General features: G+C 32.3%; 16 protein-coding genes and 1 riboswitch. Of the genes, 13 read left to right on the forward strand and 3 right to left on the reverse strand.

The features are described 5' to 3' along the window. Positions 1 to 84 precede the first annotated feature (84 nt). Both GC105_RS07435 and GC105_RS17585 read right to left on the reverse strand, forming a co-directional pair. Entirely contained in the window at positions 85 to 1437 is a 1353-nt protein-coding gene (locus GC105_RS07435; protein WP_152803263.1) for a sensor histidine kinase, read from the reverse strand. Further along, positions 1434 to 2132 (reverse strand): response regulator transcription factor, encoded by a 699-nt coding sequence (locus GC105_RS17585; RefSeq protein ID WP_343029983.1) that lies wholly within the window; start codon positions 2130 to 2132, stop codon positions 1434 to 1436. The genes GC105_RS07435 and GC105_RS17585 overlap by 4 nt, the downstream gene beginning before the upstream one ends. A 260-nt stretch (positions 2133 to 2392) precedes the next feature. Between GC105_RS17585 and GC105_RS07445 the strand changes: the two genes are divergently transcribed. The 12 genes from GC105_RS07445 to GC105_RS07500 all read left to right on the forward strand — a co-directional run bounded on the left by GC105_RS07445 (position 2393) and on the right by GC105_RS07500 (position 14982). Next, positions 2393 to 5185, forward strand: a complete 2793-nt coding sequence (locus GC105_RS07445; RefSeq protein ID WP_152803265.1) for a sigma-54-dependent transcriptional regulator — start codon at positions 2393 to 2395, stop codon at positions 5183 to 5185. Between the two features lie 227 nt (positions 5186 to 5412). Further along, on the forward strand, positions 5413 to 5823 hold the full coding sequence (locus GC105_RS07450; protein WP_152803267.1) for a PTS sugar transporter subunit IIA: 411 nt from the start codon (positions 5413 to 5415) through the stop codon (positions 5821 to 5823). Continuing rightward, entirely contained in the window at positions 5820 to 6299 is a 480-nt protein-coding gene (locus tag GC105_RS07455; RefSeq protein WP_152803269.1) for a PTS sugar transporter subunit IIB, read from the forward strand. The genes GC105_RS07450 and GC105_RS07455 overlap by 4 nt, the downstream gene beginning before the upstream one ends. 16 nt (positions 6300 to 6315) lie before the next feature. Beyond that, positions 6316 to 7074: a PTS mannose/fructose/sorbose/N-acetylgalactosamine transporter subunit IIC gene (locus GC105_RS07460; RefSeq protein WP_152803270.1), complete on the forward strand. Its 759-nt coding sequence runs from the start codon at positions 6316 to 6318 to the stop codon at positions 7072 to 7074. Beyond that, a complete protein-coding gene (locus GC105_RS07465; RefSeq protein WP_152803272.1) occupies positions 7062 to 7877 on the forward strand; it encodes a PTS system mannose/fructose/sorbose family transporter subunit IID in 816 nt (271 codons plus the stop codon). The genes GC105_RS07460 and GC105_RS07465 overlap by 13 nt, the downstream gene beginning before the upstream one ends. A 23-nt stretch (positions 7878 to 7900) precedes the next feature. Continuing rightward, positions 7901 to 8689 carry a class I fructose-bisphosphate aldolase gene (locus GC105_RS07470; protein ID WP_152803274.1) on the forward strand — a complete coding sequence of 263 codons (789 nt, stop codon included), beginning with the start codon at positions 7901 to 7903 and terminating at the stop codon, positions 8687 to 8689. 61 nt (positions 8690 to 8750) lie between these two features. Further along, positions 8751 to 9908, forward strand: a complete 1158-nt coding sequence (locus tag GC105_RS07475) for an iron-containing alcohol dehydrogenase (protein ID WP_152803276.1) — start codon at positions 8751 to 8753, stop codon at positions 9906 to 9908. Further along, on the forward strand, positions 9901 to 10950 hold the full coding sequence (locus GC105_RS07480; RefSeq protein ID WP_152803278.1) for a zinc-dependent alcohol dehydrogenase: 1050 nt from the start codon (positions 9901 to 9903) through the stop codon (positions 10948 to 10950). The genes GC105_RS07475 and GC105_RS07480 overlap by 8 nt, the downstream gene beginning before the upstream one ends. 131 nt (positions 10951 to 11081) lie before the next feature. Further along, positions 11082 to 11201, forward strand: a riboswitch (molybdenum cofactor riboswitch). A gap of 122 nt (positions 11202 to 11323) precedes the next feature. After that, positions 11324 to 12388, forward strand: a complete 1065-nt coding sequence (locus GC105_RS07485) for an ABC transporter substrate-binding protein (protein ID WP_193708322.1) — start codon at positions 11324 to 11326, stop codon at positions 12386 to 12388. Positions 12389 to 12390: 2 nt separating this feature from the next. Continuing rightward, on the forward strand, positions 12391 to 13413 hold the full coding sequence (locus tag GC105_RS07490) for a FecCD family ABC transporter permease (RefSeq protein WP_152803282.1): 1023 nt from the start codon (positions 12391 to 12393) through the stop codon (positions 13411 to 13413). Next, positions 13410 to 14189 (forward strand): ABC transporter ATP-binding protein, encoded by a 780-nt coding sequence (locus GC105_RS07495; protein WP_193708323.1) that lies wholly within the window; start codon positions 13410 to 13412, stop codon positions 14187 to 14189. Before GC105_RS07490 ends, GC105_RS07495 begins: the two co-directional genes overlap by 4 nt. 10 nt (positions 14190 to 14199) lie before the next feature. Further along, positions 14200 to 14982, forward strand: coding sequence for a Rossmann-like domain-containing protein (locus tag GC105_RS07500; protein WP_152803286.1), 783 nt, complete (start codon positions 14200 to 14202; stop codon positions 14980 to 14982). A 122-nt stretch (positions 14983 to 15104) separates the two neighbouring features. On the opposite strand, the gene GC105_RS07505 is transcribed toward GC105_RS07500, so the two are convergent. Beyond that, positions 15105 to 17015 carry a flavocytochrome c gene (locus GC105_RS07505; RefSeq protein WP_152803289.1) on the reverse strand — a complete coding sequence of 637 codons (1911 nt, stop codon included), beginning with the start codon at positions 17013 to 17015 and terminating at the stop codon, positions 15105 to 15107. A gap of 276 nt (positions 17016 to 17291) precedes the next feature. Between GC105_RS07505 and GC105_RS07510 the strand changes: the two genes are divergently transcribed. Beyond that, positions 17292 to 17519, forward strand: coding sequence for a hypothetical protein (locus GC105_RS07510; protein ID WP_152803291.1), 228 nt, complete (start codon positions 17292 to 17294; stop codon positions 17517 to 17519). Positions 17520 to 17528 lie beyond the last annotated feature (9 nt).

Raw genomic sequence — 17528 nt, forward strand, 5'->3', positions numbered from 1 at the left:
TCAAGTAAAATTCACGAAAAAAATAAAGCTTTAAAGTAAAGCTTTATCGAAAATAGGGTAGGATGTAAAAAATAGCGCTGTGTATTATAAGAATAAGGTAAAGGTTGAACCTTTTGGACTTGTATCTACTTCTATCCTTCCATTATATGAAGTTACTATTGATTTTACGATTGATAGACCTATGCCATGTACACCTTTTTCTCCCTTATAGAATCTATCAAATATATTAGGAAGTTGTTCTTTATTAATTCCAGTACCATTATCTGCTACTCTAACTATTATTCTTCCTTCTTGATTTTTACAAGTGATAATAATTTTATCTTTTGTATACCTAAGTGCATTGGATATTAAATTGTGAAAGGCTCTTTCAATAGATTTTTCGTCGTATTTAAACAGGACAGGGTAATCGTCAAAATCATAAATAATGCTAATGTTTTTTTTCTTAAATACCGTGCTATAGCGCTCTACGGTGTACGAGAGAGTCTCTCTTAAATCGCCTTCTTTATAGACCATATCATTTGATCTGGCTTCTAATCTAGAAAGGTATATAATATCTTCAACTAGTTCACTTAATTTATCCGTTTCATCTCTAATAATTGATGAAGCTTTGTTCTTATCTATAAGATTGTATTCTATTCCTTCTGCATTAGTCTTTATAATTTGCAAAGGTGTACGTAGCTCATGTGATACATTCTGGAAAAATACTCTTTGTTCTGTATCGTACTCTTCAAGTTTTTTTGTAGTTTCATTCATAGATTCTTTTAAATCGTGAAGCTCTAAGTCTTGAAATTCATCTTTAATAGACGCATACTTGCCCTCACCAATTCTTTTAGCAAATGCAGAAAGATCTTTGATTGGGTCAGTGATCCTTGTAGATATAATATAAGTAACATAAAAAGTTAATATTAGAGCTAATATCATAACTGCTAGCAAGATACTACTTAAACTATTTTTAAATTCATCAAGATTTGTCATGTTAATAAAATAGACAATATATGAATTAATGCTATTTTTATCGTGAACAGAAGTATAATAATACGTCCCTGAATCAGTAGTGATTTTTTCTACTTGGTCAGTGTAGAGATTAATTTTCTCTTTTTTTATTATCTCAATAAATGCAGTTAGATCTGTATTGGTGTTATATTGAAAGAGTTCAGGTTTTATTACTTCATAGTTAGATGTGACAACTAGTGCTTCTGCTCTACCTGTTGGAGTCTTATCTGGTCTTTTAGGTTCTACGGGCATTTCACGATTATTATTTGGGATATCTTTAATGTATTGTCTTGACTCTGTTAAGACTTGAGTTGCATTGTACTTAATATATTCAGATATAAGTAAATTAAAAGCTATAGAAATAAGAACAAAAATACTGGCTATAAGAATTGCCACACTTGACACAAGTCTATACTTGATACTTTTTTTCTTTCTTTCCCTCAAGGGTTTTCCTCCTTTATAGTAAAACCGAATCCCCAAATAGTTTCAACTTGAACTCGTGAGTCAGCAAGTTTTTTTCGTATTCTTCTAACAGTATCATCACATGCTCTAGTTTCAACATCTTTACTATAACCCCATATCTCATCTAAGAGCTCATCTCTAGAGATTGCCCTGTCCTTATTTTCTATTAAATAAATTAAAAGATTATATTCAGTAGGTGTTAAATCAAGTGGGTTTTCTTCATGCAAAACTTTCATTGTCTTTTTATTAATTGAAATATCTCCATAGTTCAAATTAACTTCACTTATTTGTGCATTTTGGGCTTGCTTGTCTAAATTCACCCTTCTGATCATAGCTTTGACTCTCATAACAAGAGAAATTGCACTAAAAGGTTTTGTAAAATAATCATCACTACCTAGATTAATTCCTGTTGCATAATCAAGATCACTATCCTTCGCCGTGAGGATAATAATGGGTACAGTACTGATTTTCCTTATTTTTTTTGTTATTTCAAATCCAGTTGATCCAGGCATTAATATATCTAATATAACTAAATCGCATTGAGTTTTCACAAATTCTGCATATAATAAATCTCCATTTTCAAAATCGGTAACTTTATAATTTTCGCTTTCAAGAAAAGTCTTAACTGTTTCCCTGATATTGTCCTCATCTTCAGCAATATATATATGTTCATTCACTTGTATCACCTCTTTAATTATTATAAGCTAAAAAGCATTAAAAAGTTACGAAAACTATACGCAAATTTCTGTGATATAATGAAAATTGTTTTAGTACAATATATAAGAAATGTAAGGTAAGTGAATACAGTTATAGTGTTAAGAAAGAAATAAAGAAAAATAGAAGTAGTAGATCTATCGAATGCAATTAAATTTGTGATGAGACTTTTTACAAGTGAAAATATTATAAGTATCTTTGAGGAGTGAAGGAGAGATCGTTTTTGAAAAGAAAACAAAAAGTTTTTAATGCATTAAAATCTCTATGTGAGTCAATTACAATTATGGACATAAGAAATGGGATTCAAGGAATTACAACTGAAAATATATCTGATATAACTCAAATTAGCAGAAATAATGTTAGTTTTGAATTAAATACATTAATAGGTGAGAAAAAAGTAATTAAAATAGTTGGAAGACCTGTTTATTATTTTGAAAAGACTCAATTAGAATCAATCATAAGTAAAAAAATAAATAAAACTTCTTTTGATTCTATTGATGAATTGATTGTAGATACTCAAAAAATCAAAGAAACTGAAAATGATTTATTTGAACAAATGATTGGTTGTTATGGTAGTCTACAAAATCATATAAAAAAATTAAAAGCTGCCGTTATATACCCTCCTAATGGTCTACATACAATGTTAGTGGGACCAACTGGTGTAGGAAAATCAACTTTTGCTGAATTGATGTATAAATATGCTCTTGTAAACAAAGTAATTGCGGAAGAAGGCAAATTAATAGTCTTCAATTGTGCTGAGTACTCTGAAAACCCTCAATTATTAATGTCACAATTATTTGGATATATGAAAGGTGCTTTTACTGGAGCAGATAGTGACAAGCAGGGGCTTATCGATAAGGCAAATGGTGGATTTTTGTTTTTAGATGAGATACATCGTCTTTCACCAGAAGGTCAAGAAATGCTATTTACATTAATTGATAAAAATTTATATCGGAGACTTGGTGAAGTAGAATTACATAGAATAGCAAAAGTAAGAATTATAGGTGCTACTACTAAAAAAATAGATTCGAGTCTTTTAAGTACATTTATCAGAAGAATACCTATTGTAATTAATCTTCCATCTTTAATAGAGAGAACTCAAAATGAAAGAATGGATCTTATTAAACAATTTATTTACAATGAGTCTATTAGAATTAATGCCGATATAAGGGTTGATCGCCAAGTTATCGAATCATTACTATTATACGATTGTATAGGAAACATTGGGCAACTTAAAAGTGACATACAACTTGTATGTGCTCGTGGTTATTTAGATTATAAGGTTCAGAATAGAGACTCCGTAGAAATTTCAATACCTTTGCTACCTGACTATATTTATGAAGGGTATTTTAGATCTAAGAAAAGAAGTGAAAGTGTAAAGCTAGACACAGAAAATCAAGAGGCTCTATTGTTTTCTAAAGAACATGGTGTATTATTTGAAGGTCTAGATGATAAATATAATATTTCAAAAAAAGTATACAAAATTATAAATGAAAAATTAGCAAGTTATTCAATTGAAGGCTGTAGCCCAGAGGTAATTAATAAAATAATAGATAAGGATATACACAAATATTTATGGGATTTGGAACAAAAATTTAATATAAAATACTATACTATTCAAAAAGAAGAGATTTTTAAAGTGATTGAACCTGTAATATATTATGCAGTTGAAAATGCATTGAGAAAAGCAGAGGAAATATTAGAAAAAAATTTTAATAATAAAGCATATATAGCATTATCTATGCATGTAAGCGAACTAATTAAGAAGATCGAGGATAAACGCTATAATAATATAGAAGATAGAAAAGAGATTTTAACGAATTACCCACAAGAGTATAAAGCAGCACAAATGATTAAACAGGATCTTGAAAGAGATTTACATATTCAAATTGTCGAGGAAGAAATCATATTTATTACAATGTTTCTATATGCAATGAATAAAGAAAATAATTATGATCATTCTAAAATAACCATTTTAATAATATGCCACGGAGAAAATACAGCAAGTAGTATAGCTAAAGTAGCAAATAGTTTATTAGGTACGAATATTTGTTATTCACTTGATATGCCTTTAGATATGAAAGTTGGAGAAGCATTTCAACAAGCAGTTGACATAGTAAAAAGTATTAATCAAGGAAAAGGAGTCTTACTAATGGTAGATATGGGTGCCTTAACGACTTTTTCTACATTTATTACAGAGAAGACAGGAATTCAAACAGCTACTATTGAGATGGTTTCTACTCCATTAGTTTTAGAGGCAGTTAGAAAATGTCTTTTTTCAGAATGTGACTTAAATGTATTGTGTAATGATTTAAAAACTATTACACCTTATAGAGAAAGAAAAAAAGAATGTAAAAGAGAATTTCAACAGTGTGTATTAGTTACATGTATTACAGGAATAGGTACGGCAAAAAAAATAATTTCATTTATTAAGCAAAACAGTGAATTGCTAGATCAAAATATTATGTATATACCTTTAAATGAAAGAGAGTACTTATCTAAAATGGAGTACTATAAAAATAATGCAGTAGCTGTTATAGGAACATTAGATTTAAAAATCGAAAATGTACCATATATTCCGACAGATGAAATAATCGAAGAGAACGGGGTAAAAAGATTAGAAAGTATATTAGGTTTACAAGAATATAATAACAAAGAAATTACGCAGCTGACTGATTCAGATATAATCCATATCTTAGGAGTAACACTTGTGTTCTTGAATCCACAAAAAATATATAATGCTTTAAAAACGAGATACTATTCGATATTAAACGAGTTAAATAGTGTAGATAATGATAAATTAAAAACCAAGTTTTTTATTCACTGTAGCTGTATGGTAGAGAGATTAATAAAAAATGAATCAATTTATTATCAAAACACTAATCAAAAAATTAAAGAGTATATAAAATTATATAATATTCTTTGTTTTAATTTTGAAGAAATTGAAGAGATTTTTGGTATTAGTATTCCTGATACTGAAATATGTTATATTATAGATTTATTTAATACACTTTAATACACTAATAGATTCTACAAGATACTGTTGCCCTGCAAACAGTATTTTTTTTGAGTAGAAATTGACATGTATGTAAAGCTGACGATGCACATAACATGCTTACTAAATTTTATAATTTGGTTTCTTTGTTGATTAAGACAGAAATTTGGCATGAGATATGCTATATAAATACTAAGATACTTAAAGTCGACTAAAAAGTATTTGGATACAAACTAAGGAGGGATATCTTGACTGAAGTTATCATTGTATGTCATGGTAAATTGGCAGAAGCACTAAAAAACAGTGCAGAATTAATAACAGGTAAACAAGAACATATTCAAACATACAATCTAGAACATGGTGATAGTGTAGATGAACTAAATGCAAATATACATGATTCAATAGTGGAAGCTCAAAAAAAACACCATGAAGTGATTGTATTAACAGATATGATGTCTGGTAGCCCGTTTAATGCAACTACAGCAAATATGAAGGAATTAGATTTTATTCATATTACTGGAATAAACATGCCTATTTTATTAGAAATTCTAATGTTAAGAAAAACTTGTACAGCAAATGAAATAGCAAATAATGTGATTAGTGTAGGGCGCGAGACAATTAAACTGGCAAACGATTTATTTAAGAAGGTGAATTTATGAAAAATATTGTGCTTACCCGTATTGACGATAGGCTTATCCATGGGCAAGTAGTAACTGCTTGGGTAAAACATACTAAGGGCAATAGAATTATAATAGTGGACGATCAATTGTCAACAGATAGTTTTATGCAACAAGTTCTTCACATGGCTGCGCCTACAGGAATAAAAGTTGAGGTGGTAAATACTGTTGATGCATCTAAATTGTTGAAAACAGAGCCGAAAAACAATGAAAGGATAATCATTCTAACAAAAGGGCCACATGTTTTAGAGCAGTTAATCATTAATGATGGTGTTGAGATTCGCACAATCATTCTTGGAGGTATAGGAGCTAAAAGTGGACGCAAGAAATTTTACAGAAATATCTCAATTGATGATGAAGAATTGAGTTGTTTTAAAAGATTGATAGATAATGATGTAAAAGTATTTGTGCAAATTGTCCCAGATGAACGGGCTATTAGTATGGAAAAATTGATATAAAGGGGAGGGTTTATTTATGAATGTTTTTCAAGCATTTCTTTTAGGAGTTATATACTTTCTTGGGAATAGTGCCCTTATAGCAGGTCCTGTAGGATATTATACGGTTTATAGACCTTTAGTAGCAGGATTTCTAACTGGTTTGGTATTAGGCGATCCAGTAACTGGTACTATAGTTGGTGCTACAATTAATTTAATGTACATCGGTTTTATAGCAGCAGGTGGTGCATTACCTGGGGACCCATGTCTCGCGGGAGTAATGGGAACAGCATTGGCAATAACATCAAATCTTCAAACTGAAGCAGCTGTAGCATTAGCAATTCCTATTGGATTGTTAGGAACTCTTATCTGGTTCGGTAGATTGACTATATCAGCTTTTTTTGCTCATAAAGCTGACCAACTTGCTAGAGAAGGTAAAAGCAATAAGATATGGATGATGAATGTATTAGCACCTCAAGGTTTCTTGTTTCTAATATGTTTTACGCCGGTATTTATTGCTGCTTTATATGGCACATCTTCAGTGGAAAGTTTAATTAACTATCTTGGTGGAAACATCCTTCATATTTTAATTGTTATTGGTGGAATGATGCCTGCTTTAGGAATTGGATTAAATTTGAAAGCAATTTATAAAGGTGATGCTAGAGTATTTTTCTTTATAGGCTTTTTAATCACAGCATACTTTGAGTTAAGTATGATAACTGTAGGTTTCTTAGCACTGTGTGTTGCAATAGTCTACATGCAATTGAAGGAAGGGAGCTCGTTAGAATGGAAGATGTAAAATTAGATAAAAAGGTTGTTTTTAAATCATGGCTAATTTGGTTGTTTTTTAACCAAGGTTGTTACAACTACGAACGAATGCAAGGGGTTGGATTTTGTCATTCAATGGTACCAATTATAAAAAAATTATATAAAGAAGATAAAGAAGAAGAAAAAAAGGCTCTTCAAAGGCATTTAACGTTTTTTAATACTGAACCCAACTTTGGATCGCCTGTGGTGGGATTAACAGTAGCAATGGAAGAACAGAGAGCCAATGGTGCTGAGATATCAGATGAGGCTATTAATTCTGTTAAAACAGGTTTAATGGGGCCAGTTTCAGGGATTGGAGATACTGTAATTCAAGGAGTAATAGTACCATTACTTTTAGCCTTTGGTATAGGCCTTTCAATAGAAGGAAATCTTATGGGACCTATACTCTATATTATTATCATTACCGCTACTGTTCTGAGCATATCGTATTTTGGATTTATGCAGGGATACAAAAAGGGTAAAGAAGCTATAATGTCGTTTCTTAGTAGTGGTTTGATCAATAGAGTTGTTGCAGGAGCTGGAATTATGGGATGTATGGTATTAGGTGCTTTAGTAGCAAACTATGTTTCGTTAAGTACGCCAGCTATATTAAGCATAGGAGAACAGCAAGTAGCAGTACAGGCAGAGTTGTTTGACGTTATTTTACCTAAGGTACTACCATTAGGTATCACAATTATCTGTTTTAAGTTATTGGATAAAGGTTTATCGTCTATTAAGGTAATGTTATCAATAATAGCAATAGGTATACTAGGTGGCACAATAGGAATATTTTAAAAAAATTAATTGGAGGTACTACAATGAAAAGAAGAATGAATAACATTTTTAGACAAGATGGTAAAAGTTTTATATTAGCTATGGATCATGGTGGAGGTGTAAATGTTTTACCTGAATTAAATGAAACTGGTGAGATTATAAAAAAAGCGAGATTAGGTGGAGTAGATGGATTTTTAGTTACATATGGAATGGCAGTTACATTTGCTGAAGAGATAGGAAACACTGCACTTCTATTAAGAATGGATGGAATGGTTAGTGAGCTAAATGTTTCTAATAATCCTATGGAATTAATGTATACAGTTGAAGATGCTGTGCGTTTAGGGGCAGATGGGGTTTTATGTATGGGCTTTCCAGGTGCTACAAATGAAAGAGAAAGTATGAAAAGTATTACTAGTTTAGTTTCACAAGGTGCTAAATGGAATATCCCAGTTGGCGCAGAAATGCTGCCAAGAGGATTTGAATTTGATAAATTTGAGGATTTAAGAAGTGCATATAATATAAAGTTATCTAGTAGAATAGGTTGTGAGCTAGGACTGGATTTTATCAAAACTGAGTATACAGGAGATAAAAAGAGTTTTAAAGAACTTATAGACGGTTGTTATAAGCCAGTATTGATATTAGGGGGAGGAAACTCTAAATCAAATGAAGAAATACTAACACTAGTTAAAGATGCTCTTGACTGCGGAGCAAAAGGTGTCATTATGGGAAGAAATATATGGCGACATGACAATCCAGAAAAAATTTGTGCAGCGATTACTTCAATAGTTCATAATGACTTTACAGTTGAACAAGCTCTTAAAACGATGATTTGATTTATATTAAGAGTGTCGAATCGGCACTCTTAATAAATATAGGCAATTTAGGAGGACTACAATGAATTTCCAAAAATATAATAATACAAATTACATATTAGGTAAAGGCAGTATAAATTACATAAGAGAATACAAAGACAAGAGAATTGCATTAGTTGTAGATAATAGAGTTATTGAGGCACTAAATTTAAAAGATAAATTATTTAATGAAATACTAAAAGGCTGTGATTATAGTTTAATTTGTAATATTGATAAAGAACCTTCAATAGATATGTTAGACCCTTATATTAGTAAAATACAAAAATATAATCCGGATATTATTGTTGCAATTGGTGGAGGAGCTACAATAGATGCTGGAAAAGTATTGTGGTTATTCAGTGAATTGCCTGAGTCTACATGGGATAATATATTTTCGCCTAATGAGATTGAAAAATTCACTGGGAAAGTATCGTTAATAGCAATTCCTACAACTAGCGGGACAGGATCTGAAACTACATCGGCGGCAGTTGTAAAAGATAAAGATAAGAGAAAGAACTTAATATTGTCTGATGAAATTATTCCAACTAAAGCAATTCTTGACTTCGATCTATTAAAGAGTTTGCCTGCTAGTGTTGTAATTTATTCTGGTGTTGATGCGTTAGCCCACGCTATTGAATCAGCAGTCTCACAAATCGCATCACCTTTTGTTGAAATGAATTCAATATGTGCTGCAGTAGAAATAATTGAAAACTTACAGAGATCTGTCGAAGGTAACCAAGAAAGTAGAGAAAAGATGCATATTGCAGCTACTATAGCAGGAATGGGAATTAATAATAGCATTACTGGCATGGCTCATGGAATGGATTATGCAGGAGGCGATTTTAATTTGCCTCATGGTCTTGTGACAGGTATGCTTTTACCATATACTATGGAATATTTAATACCTCAACCTGTTTATGAAAAAATCGCAACGCGCTTAGGGATTCAAGGAGATTATATAGAAAAACAAAAAAAATTAGTTAATATAATTTTTGATATCTATAATAAAATTGAGATGCCAATATGTTTTAAGGAAATCGCTATTGACGAAAAAAGTTATTTAAATCATATTGACGAGTATGTCAAATTAGCTATGAAGGATCCCAATAATCTATTAGCACCTAAAGAAGTAAATGAGAAAGTATTAAAAGAATTATTTCTAAAATTTTATTATGGAAAAATGGGGGAAGAACATGAGTGAAAAAATGAACGTGGTAGCAATAATCGATGAAAAAAAAGTAGAAATTGCAAGTGTTACAAAACCAGTTGCTAAAGGAAAAAAAGTTTTAATAAATATAAAAGCGTGCGGGTTATGTACTTGGGAACAACGAGCATTTACAAGAGAGAATAATATGCCATTGCCTTTTGTGGGTGGTCACGAAATTTCAGGTGTGATAGAAGAAATAGGAGATAAGTTAGATTCCATCCAATTTCCTATAGGACAAAAAGTTGTAGCACGATTAATTAATGTGTGCGGAAAATGCTACTATTGTAGAAATGGTGTAGAAAATCTTTGTGTTGAAATGAATAATTTAGAAGATAATGAAATGGAAATATTTGGGACAGGAGGTTTGGGTCAGTACTTATTAGTAGATGCCTCACAAATATATATAATGTCTCACGATATTTCTTTTGAACATGCCACATTTGCAGAACCGCTAGCATGTGTAGTAAATAGTATAGATCAAGGGAAAATCAAATTTGGGGATGATGTAGTAATTATTGGCGGTGGTGTTATGGGTATGATGCACGTTATCCTTAGTAAATTAAGAGGTGCATATGTAATCATTAGTGAGCCAGACGAAGCTAGAAGAAAGTTAGCGTTAGAACTAGGCGCAGATATAGCAATAAATCCTTTGAAAGAGGACACGGTACAAATAATAAAAGACTTAACTCAAGGAAGAGGAGCAGACGTAGTATTTAATACTACACCTATTGGAGCAGTTGCACAACAAGCTTTAGAAATGGTTGGATATTTGGGTAGGCTAGTATACTATAGTTCAATGCATCCAGATAATCCAGTTGAAATTAGCCCAAATTGGTTACATAAATCTCAAGCTATTATTACAGGAGCTGTAAGCCCAAGTGTTAATTCTTTCCATCAATCAGTTCAGTTGATTTCGAAGGGAATTGTAAATCCTGAAAAATTAATATCAAAAGTATATAATTTTAATGATGCTCAAAAAGCATTTGAAGATGCAGTAAAACCAGAAACATTTAGAATTATTGTTATAAACGATTAATAAGATAGATTTTGACGAAAAAGCCTACTAAAAACAGTAGGCTTTTTTATAATTTGGGAATATTTTCACATATTAAGTTAATAATTTATTTACTTTTTATTTAGTTCATGATAATATGACATTGTATTAACGATTACATATTACTCCGAATCTGTAAAATCTACGGGTAAACCTATGAATATACAGACGTTAGGGTTATGTTGGAAACGACATGGTCTCCCATTGTGGAAAGGAGAGTTCGACTATCTTTAAAGGTGTGCCTTTAGAGATTTATTTGTCAACCTCTGTTGGGAGTTTGGCATTTTTTATTTTTTGTAAATGCCAGTTAATACTTTGATATTATCTTATGATAATAAAAAAAAGGAGGAATACAATGAATAAACGAACGAAAAATTTAAGTATTATTTTAATGAGCTTTATGATTTTGGGATTATTGATGGGATGTACAAATAATTCTGAAAAGGCATCTACAGGAGAAACATCTGTTGAAAAGTCAGAAGATTTTAAAATTGTCGTTACAGATCACTTAGGTAGGACAGTGGAACTTCCAAAGGCAGCAGAAAAAATTGTTGGGACTCATAATCCAAGCATGAATATGGCAGTAGTTGTAGATGGCGGCGGTACGAAAATTGCCGGTTTTGGTAAAAAAGATAAAGCTTTTGGACTTTATGATGAAATTGCTCCAGAAATAAACGATGTAACTCAAATAGGTAAAGGTAAAGAAATAAACATGGAAACTGTACTGACAGTTAAACCTGATCTTGTACTTTTGCCTGTAAGATTTAAAGATCAGATCCAACAATTTACGGATATTGGAGTTTCATGTATCGCTCTTGAAGTAGAAAAGTTTGACTCTATTAAAGATGCACTTACTATTGTAGGACAAGCACTAGGTAATGAGGAAAGAGCAGAAGAGATTATCTCATTATTTGATCAAAAGATTAACAAAATCACTAATTTGGCAGAACAAGTAGCAGATAAACCTTCAGTAATTATGCTATCTGGAAGTTCAAAAACACAGGTAAGTACTGATGCAATGTTACAAAATCAAATTATTAAAACTGCTGGAGGAACTAATGTGACGGAAGGATTTCAATCAGATGAACTTTGGACTGAAGTAAATATTGAACAAATCATAAAGTGGAATCCTGAAATTATATACATTCCATCATATGCAGATTATACTGTAGAGGATATTTTAAATGATTCAGAATGGTCAAATATTTCTGCGGTTCAAAACAAAAAAGTATATGTATTTCCAAGTTCTTTAGAACCGTGGGATTATCCTACAGCTTCAGCATCATTAGGTCTATGTTGGGCTTTTAATAATATGCATCCAGATTTATATTCTAATAATGATTTAATTACAGATGTAGATGAATATTATCAATCTGTTTATGGCACTACATTTAGTGCAGAAAAGTTAGGTCTTAACTAGGAATGAATGATTTACAAGGTAAAAGGTACAAAAATGTCGTGTCTTTATTACTTGGATCATTGCTTGTAGTTTTTCTTCTAGCCATTAGTTTAGGTCGTTACAGTATGAATCCTTTAGATGTAATTAAAAGCATTGAAGACACGATTAGAGGTGTAGTGCCAAGAGATTCATCAATGCATGATGTTTTGTTTATTATACGTCTTCCAAGGATTATTGCATCCATACTCGTTGGAGCAGCACTATCTCTTTCTGGAGCTGTCTACCAAGGAATTTTTAAAAATCCTATTGTATCTCCTGATCTCTTAGGTGTGTCATCAGGAGCTACAGTGGGTGCGGCTTTAGCTATTCTTCTTGGAGCAGGGATGATAATGATTCAAGTATCAGCTTTTATTATGGGAATGTTTGCTGTACTGATTAGTACTACGATTACTAAAATTTTAAGAAATAATACAAATATGGCTTTAGTTTTGGCAGGTATTATAACAGGAGGATTTATGTCCTCCATTTTAGGTTTGTTAAAATATATAGCAGATCCTGAGACTCAACTAGCAGAAATAGTTTTTTGGCAAATGGGTAGTTTTGCTTCTATAAATCGAATTCAGTTAGTAGCTATATCTCCTTTTTTCATTGTTTGTATTGCGATACTTTTAGCATTAAGTTGGAGAATCAATATTTTATCTTTTGGAGAAGAAGAGGCAAAAACATTAGGTATGAATATTACTTTTTATAGAGCGATAACAATTATCTGTGCAAGTTTTTTAACCGCAAGTGCTGTAAGCATAAGTGGTACAATAGGTTGGATTGGTTTAGTTATTCCACATCTTGGTCGCTTGTTAATAGGCTCTAATAATAGTAAATTATTTCCTGTTACTTTACTGTCGGGAGGATTGTTTATGCTAATTATAGATACACTTGCCAGAGCAGCAACATCTGTTGAAATTCCAATTAGCATTCTTACAGGACTTATAGGAGCACCGTTTTACGCATGGTTATTATGGAAACAGAGAATGGCAGGGATTATATGAATATAGTTGTACAAAATCTTGGTTTTAATTATCCAAATGGAAAGAGTATATTTAACAACTTGAATTTTACTATAAATAAGAGTAAAGTACTTTCAATTTTAGGGCCTAATGGAGTAGGAAAAACAACCTTGCTTGGATGTATTGCTCGTCTATATTTACCAAGTCAAGGAGATGTGTTTTTTGATGGGAAAAGTTATCTTTCTATGACACAATGTGAGATTGCTCAAAATATAGGGTATGTACCACAGATTATCGTTCCAGCTTTTAACTATAGTGTTATTGACTATATTGTTACTGGTTGTGCTCCAAGTATGAAAGTATTTCAAAAACCAAAAAAAGAAGAATATGATAGGGCATGGTGCGCAGTAAAGAAATTAAAATTAGAACATATTGCACATAAATCCATTATGCAAATTAGTGGAGGAGAGCGTCAACAGGCTGCTATTGCTAGAGTGATTACTCAAAAGCCATCTTTTATTCTTTTGGATGAACCCGCTTCTCATTTGGATATGGGTAATCAGATGAAACTTTTAGAAATTCTTAATGATCTAGCGCAAGAAGATTATGGTATCGTAATGACTACTCATAATCCTGATCATGTTTTTATTCTAGACGATCAGGTTGCAGTGCTTAGAGATGAAGGAAATCTGATTTCAGGAAAAAGTCGAGATATACTAAATGAAGAATTTTTGTATGGATTATATGGATCTAAGATAAAAGTTCTGAATATTAAAGAATTAGGTCGTATGGCATGTATTGCTCAAGGAATTTTATAGGAGGTAAGATATGTTAATTGAAAGGGTTTTAGAAAAATCAAAAATTTATTTAATGGATCATAAAGTGAAAGATATAGTTGTTGGCATTTCATTAATAGGCATAGAACTAAGTAATGGAAGTGTAGGTGTATCATATATGCTTAGAGAAAATCTAAGCGCAGGATGCTCTATATTTACTTATGGACAAGAAGTAATTGGGAAAAATGCTTTTGAAATAGCTAATTGGGCATTAAATGGAAATGATGTTTTGCAAAAGAGTATTGGTATAGCTGTTTTATGTGCTGCATCTCAAAGTCAAGATTTAATAGATAGTGAAGATCTACATAAGCCTTTTGGTATCACGTTTAAAGAAACTGATAGATTAGGAATGATTGGATACATTAAGCCTGTTGCTAAAAGGTTGAAATCTTGCGTGAAAGATATGTATATATTTGATAAAGGAATTTCTGAAACAGGTTTTTTTGAAAAAGGTTCTTCAATAGAGATACTACCGATGGAAAGACAAGAAGTACTACTTCCTACATGTGATATCGTCATGATCAGTGGTACAACTATGATTAATGGGACCATTGATCACCTGTTAGATATATGTACAAATGTAAGGGAAATTGTTATGCTTGGTTCGTCGACACCAATGTTTCCAGATGCATTTTTAGATACTAAAGTAACTGTTCTCGCTGGATCATGGTGGAAAATAGCAAATAAAATAGAAATTTTCAAAAGTATATCTATGGCCGGCGGAATTTCTGAACTTGGAGACTATGCAATTAAAAAATCTGTGAAAGTTATATAAGGCATTGTTCTGTCTTAGTGCTTTTATATGACAAAAAAGAGGAACTATCAGCGATTGTATGCTAGGAATAAGATCCCACGTCGCTGAAGCTCCTCTGGATAACGGATGACTATTTTGACATTTTAGTTTTTAGGTACAAAATCAGGTACTGTTCCTTTAGCTGCAACTTGACCTGCGATGATTCCATGTACGGCTGCGTCGGGGATAGCGTTTGATCCAAGTCGGTTAGTACCATGTACTCCACCTGTAACTTCACCAGCTGCGTACAAGCCTGGAATAACATTACCCCAGATATCTTGTACCTCGGTTTTTTCATTAATTGTCAAGCCGCCCATTGTATGATGAACTGAAGGCCATTGAGGAACTGCATAATATGGTCCACTTTCAATTGTTAGCATTACACCTTTATCGATACTCTTATTAAAGTCAGGGTCCTTGCCAGCCTTTACATAACCATTATGGGTTTTAATAGTATCTACAAGTGTTTTAGCAGACATATCTATTTTGTTATCCATATAACTATGAGCATTTATCATTTCTGCTAATTCTTCAAGTGTATCTGCTTTAAAGATACGATCTGATTCTATTCCTCCAGCTAACTGAGCATCTGAGATGAATCCACCTTTTTCAACTATTTCTTGACCAAATATAGAAAAAGTTGGGAAACCTCCACTTTCTTGAGCAGCTCTTGCACAAACATCTCGACGCTCTCCTTCATTGACATAACGCTCTCCATTTACATCTACATAAACTATTCCTGAACTTGGTCCACTAAAGGGAATAACTGCTGTGGCATCAAGTACACCGTTATTAGGATCTGCAAAAGGATATAGCTGTATAAAGGACATGTGCTTGGTATTAGCTCCAACTTCTTGAGCCATTAGTATACCCTCACCAGTTGCACCAACGTGATTAGTAGTTGGAATGCTATCTGTAAGACTTGGAACATGCTTTGAACGCATTTCAATATTTCCACTGAATCCTCCAGTAGTAATGATAACGCCATTATTTGCCTTAACATTCTTGAATCCTTCATCAGTTTTTACTCGAATACCTACTACTCTTTGATCTTCAGTAGTGTCACGATAGATTTGGACTAATTCAGTATTTAACATTACATTAGCAGAGGTATCTTCTAAAATTTTCTTTTGAACTGCAACTATATCTGCGCCTACACCATTAATTGTTGTGTAGGTACGATAGCCATAATGGCCTCCTGGACGAGTGATAGATTCTCTAACTTCTAAGCCATTATCTAGCATTAAGTCGAGAAAGTATGGAGCTCCATAAGCCATGTTTTTTACTAACTTTTCGTCATTCATATAGTCTCCGCCTGCGATGGTGTCTTCGATATGTTTTTCAACAGTATCAGGTTCTATATCTAACTTTTTATATAGTTCTTCTGCAATTTTACTAGTGTAAGAAGCATATACTCCACCATTAATTTGAGAATTGCCTCCTAATACAGGCATTTTATCAATAAGAAGAGTTTCTACACCTGATGTTGCTGATTCATAAGAGGCAGATAATCCTGCGAAACCTCCTCCCACTACTACTACATCGTATGTCATATCCCAAGAGGATGGCAATTCTGCTGTGCCTAATGCTGGACGGACATCACTTGTATCAGATCTTTCCGTAGTTTCTGAGAGGTCAAATTCACTAACTACACCTCCAGCTTCCTCAATGGCAGTAGTCACTGCATTAATAATTGCAGAGCTAGTTAATGTAGCTCCTGAGATAGTGTCAACGCCTATATTTTGATCGTTAACTATTTTTACCGGAATTTCTTTTATAGCTTCGTCAGATACTCCTGGTGTTTCACTATGAGAAACAACTTCGATTGCTGTTATGGCTGTTTCACTCAAAGTTACTTTAACTTTCATTTCATTCATACCAGTAACATCAATAACATACTCTCCAGCTTTCATTGATGTGATTTTATTAGTTTCATCTGATTTTGTACAGGCTGCTGAAGCCATTATTAAAACGAATACAAGTAATAGTGATATTAGACTTATAGTTTTTTTCATTTTGGTACCCCCCTTTTTTACTATGTAGTACTGGACTTTGTATACATTTTAATAATCCAAGACTACATATATTGTTATCTAAGTATATGTAGTTAAATGCGTATATATCATATGATTCGTTATTTAATTAATAATCTTTTTTACTTAAGTAGTGCTCTTATCGAAAAAGTCAGTGAAGGATGTAATAATTTTGAATTTAGTTATTGACATATGCCAAGAAAGATATATAATAAAACCATAAATAACATATGCCAAAAACTATTTGGAGGAATTGATATGCCAAGAAAAGATGGTACAGGTTCAGTTGGAGCAGGCGGGTGTGCTAGTATAACTAGACAAGTTGAAAGAGGAGTTGGTAGGGGAAGAATGAGAGGTTCTGCAATTGCAGGTTTAAAAGCTTATTGTGAATGCTCAAACTGTGGAGAAATTGCAAAACACCTGCGTGGAGTACCTTGTACAAGTCTGAAGTGCCCAAAGTGTGGGATGACAATGAACAGAAAGTAATTAAAGTAG

This window comes from Alkalibaculum sporogenes (assembly GCF_009362815.1).
Lineage (GTDB): Bacteria > Bacillota > Clostridia > Eubacteriales > Alkalibacteraceae > Alkalibaculum_A > Alkalibaculum_A sporogenes.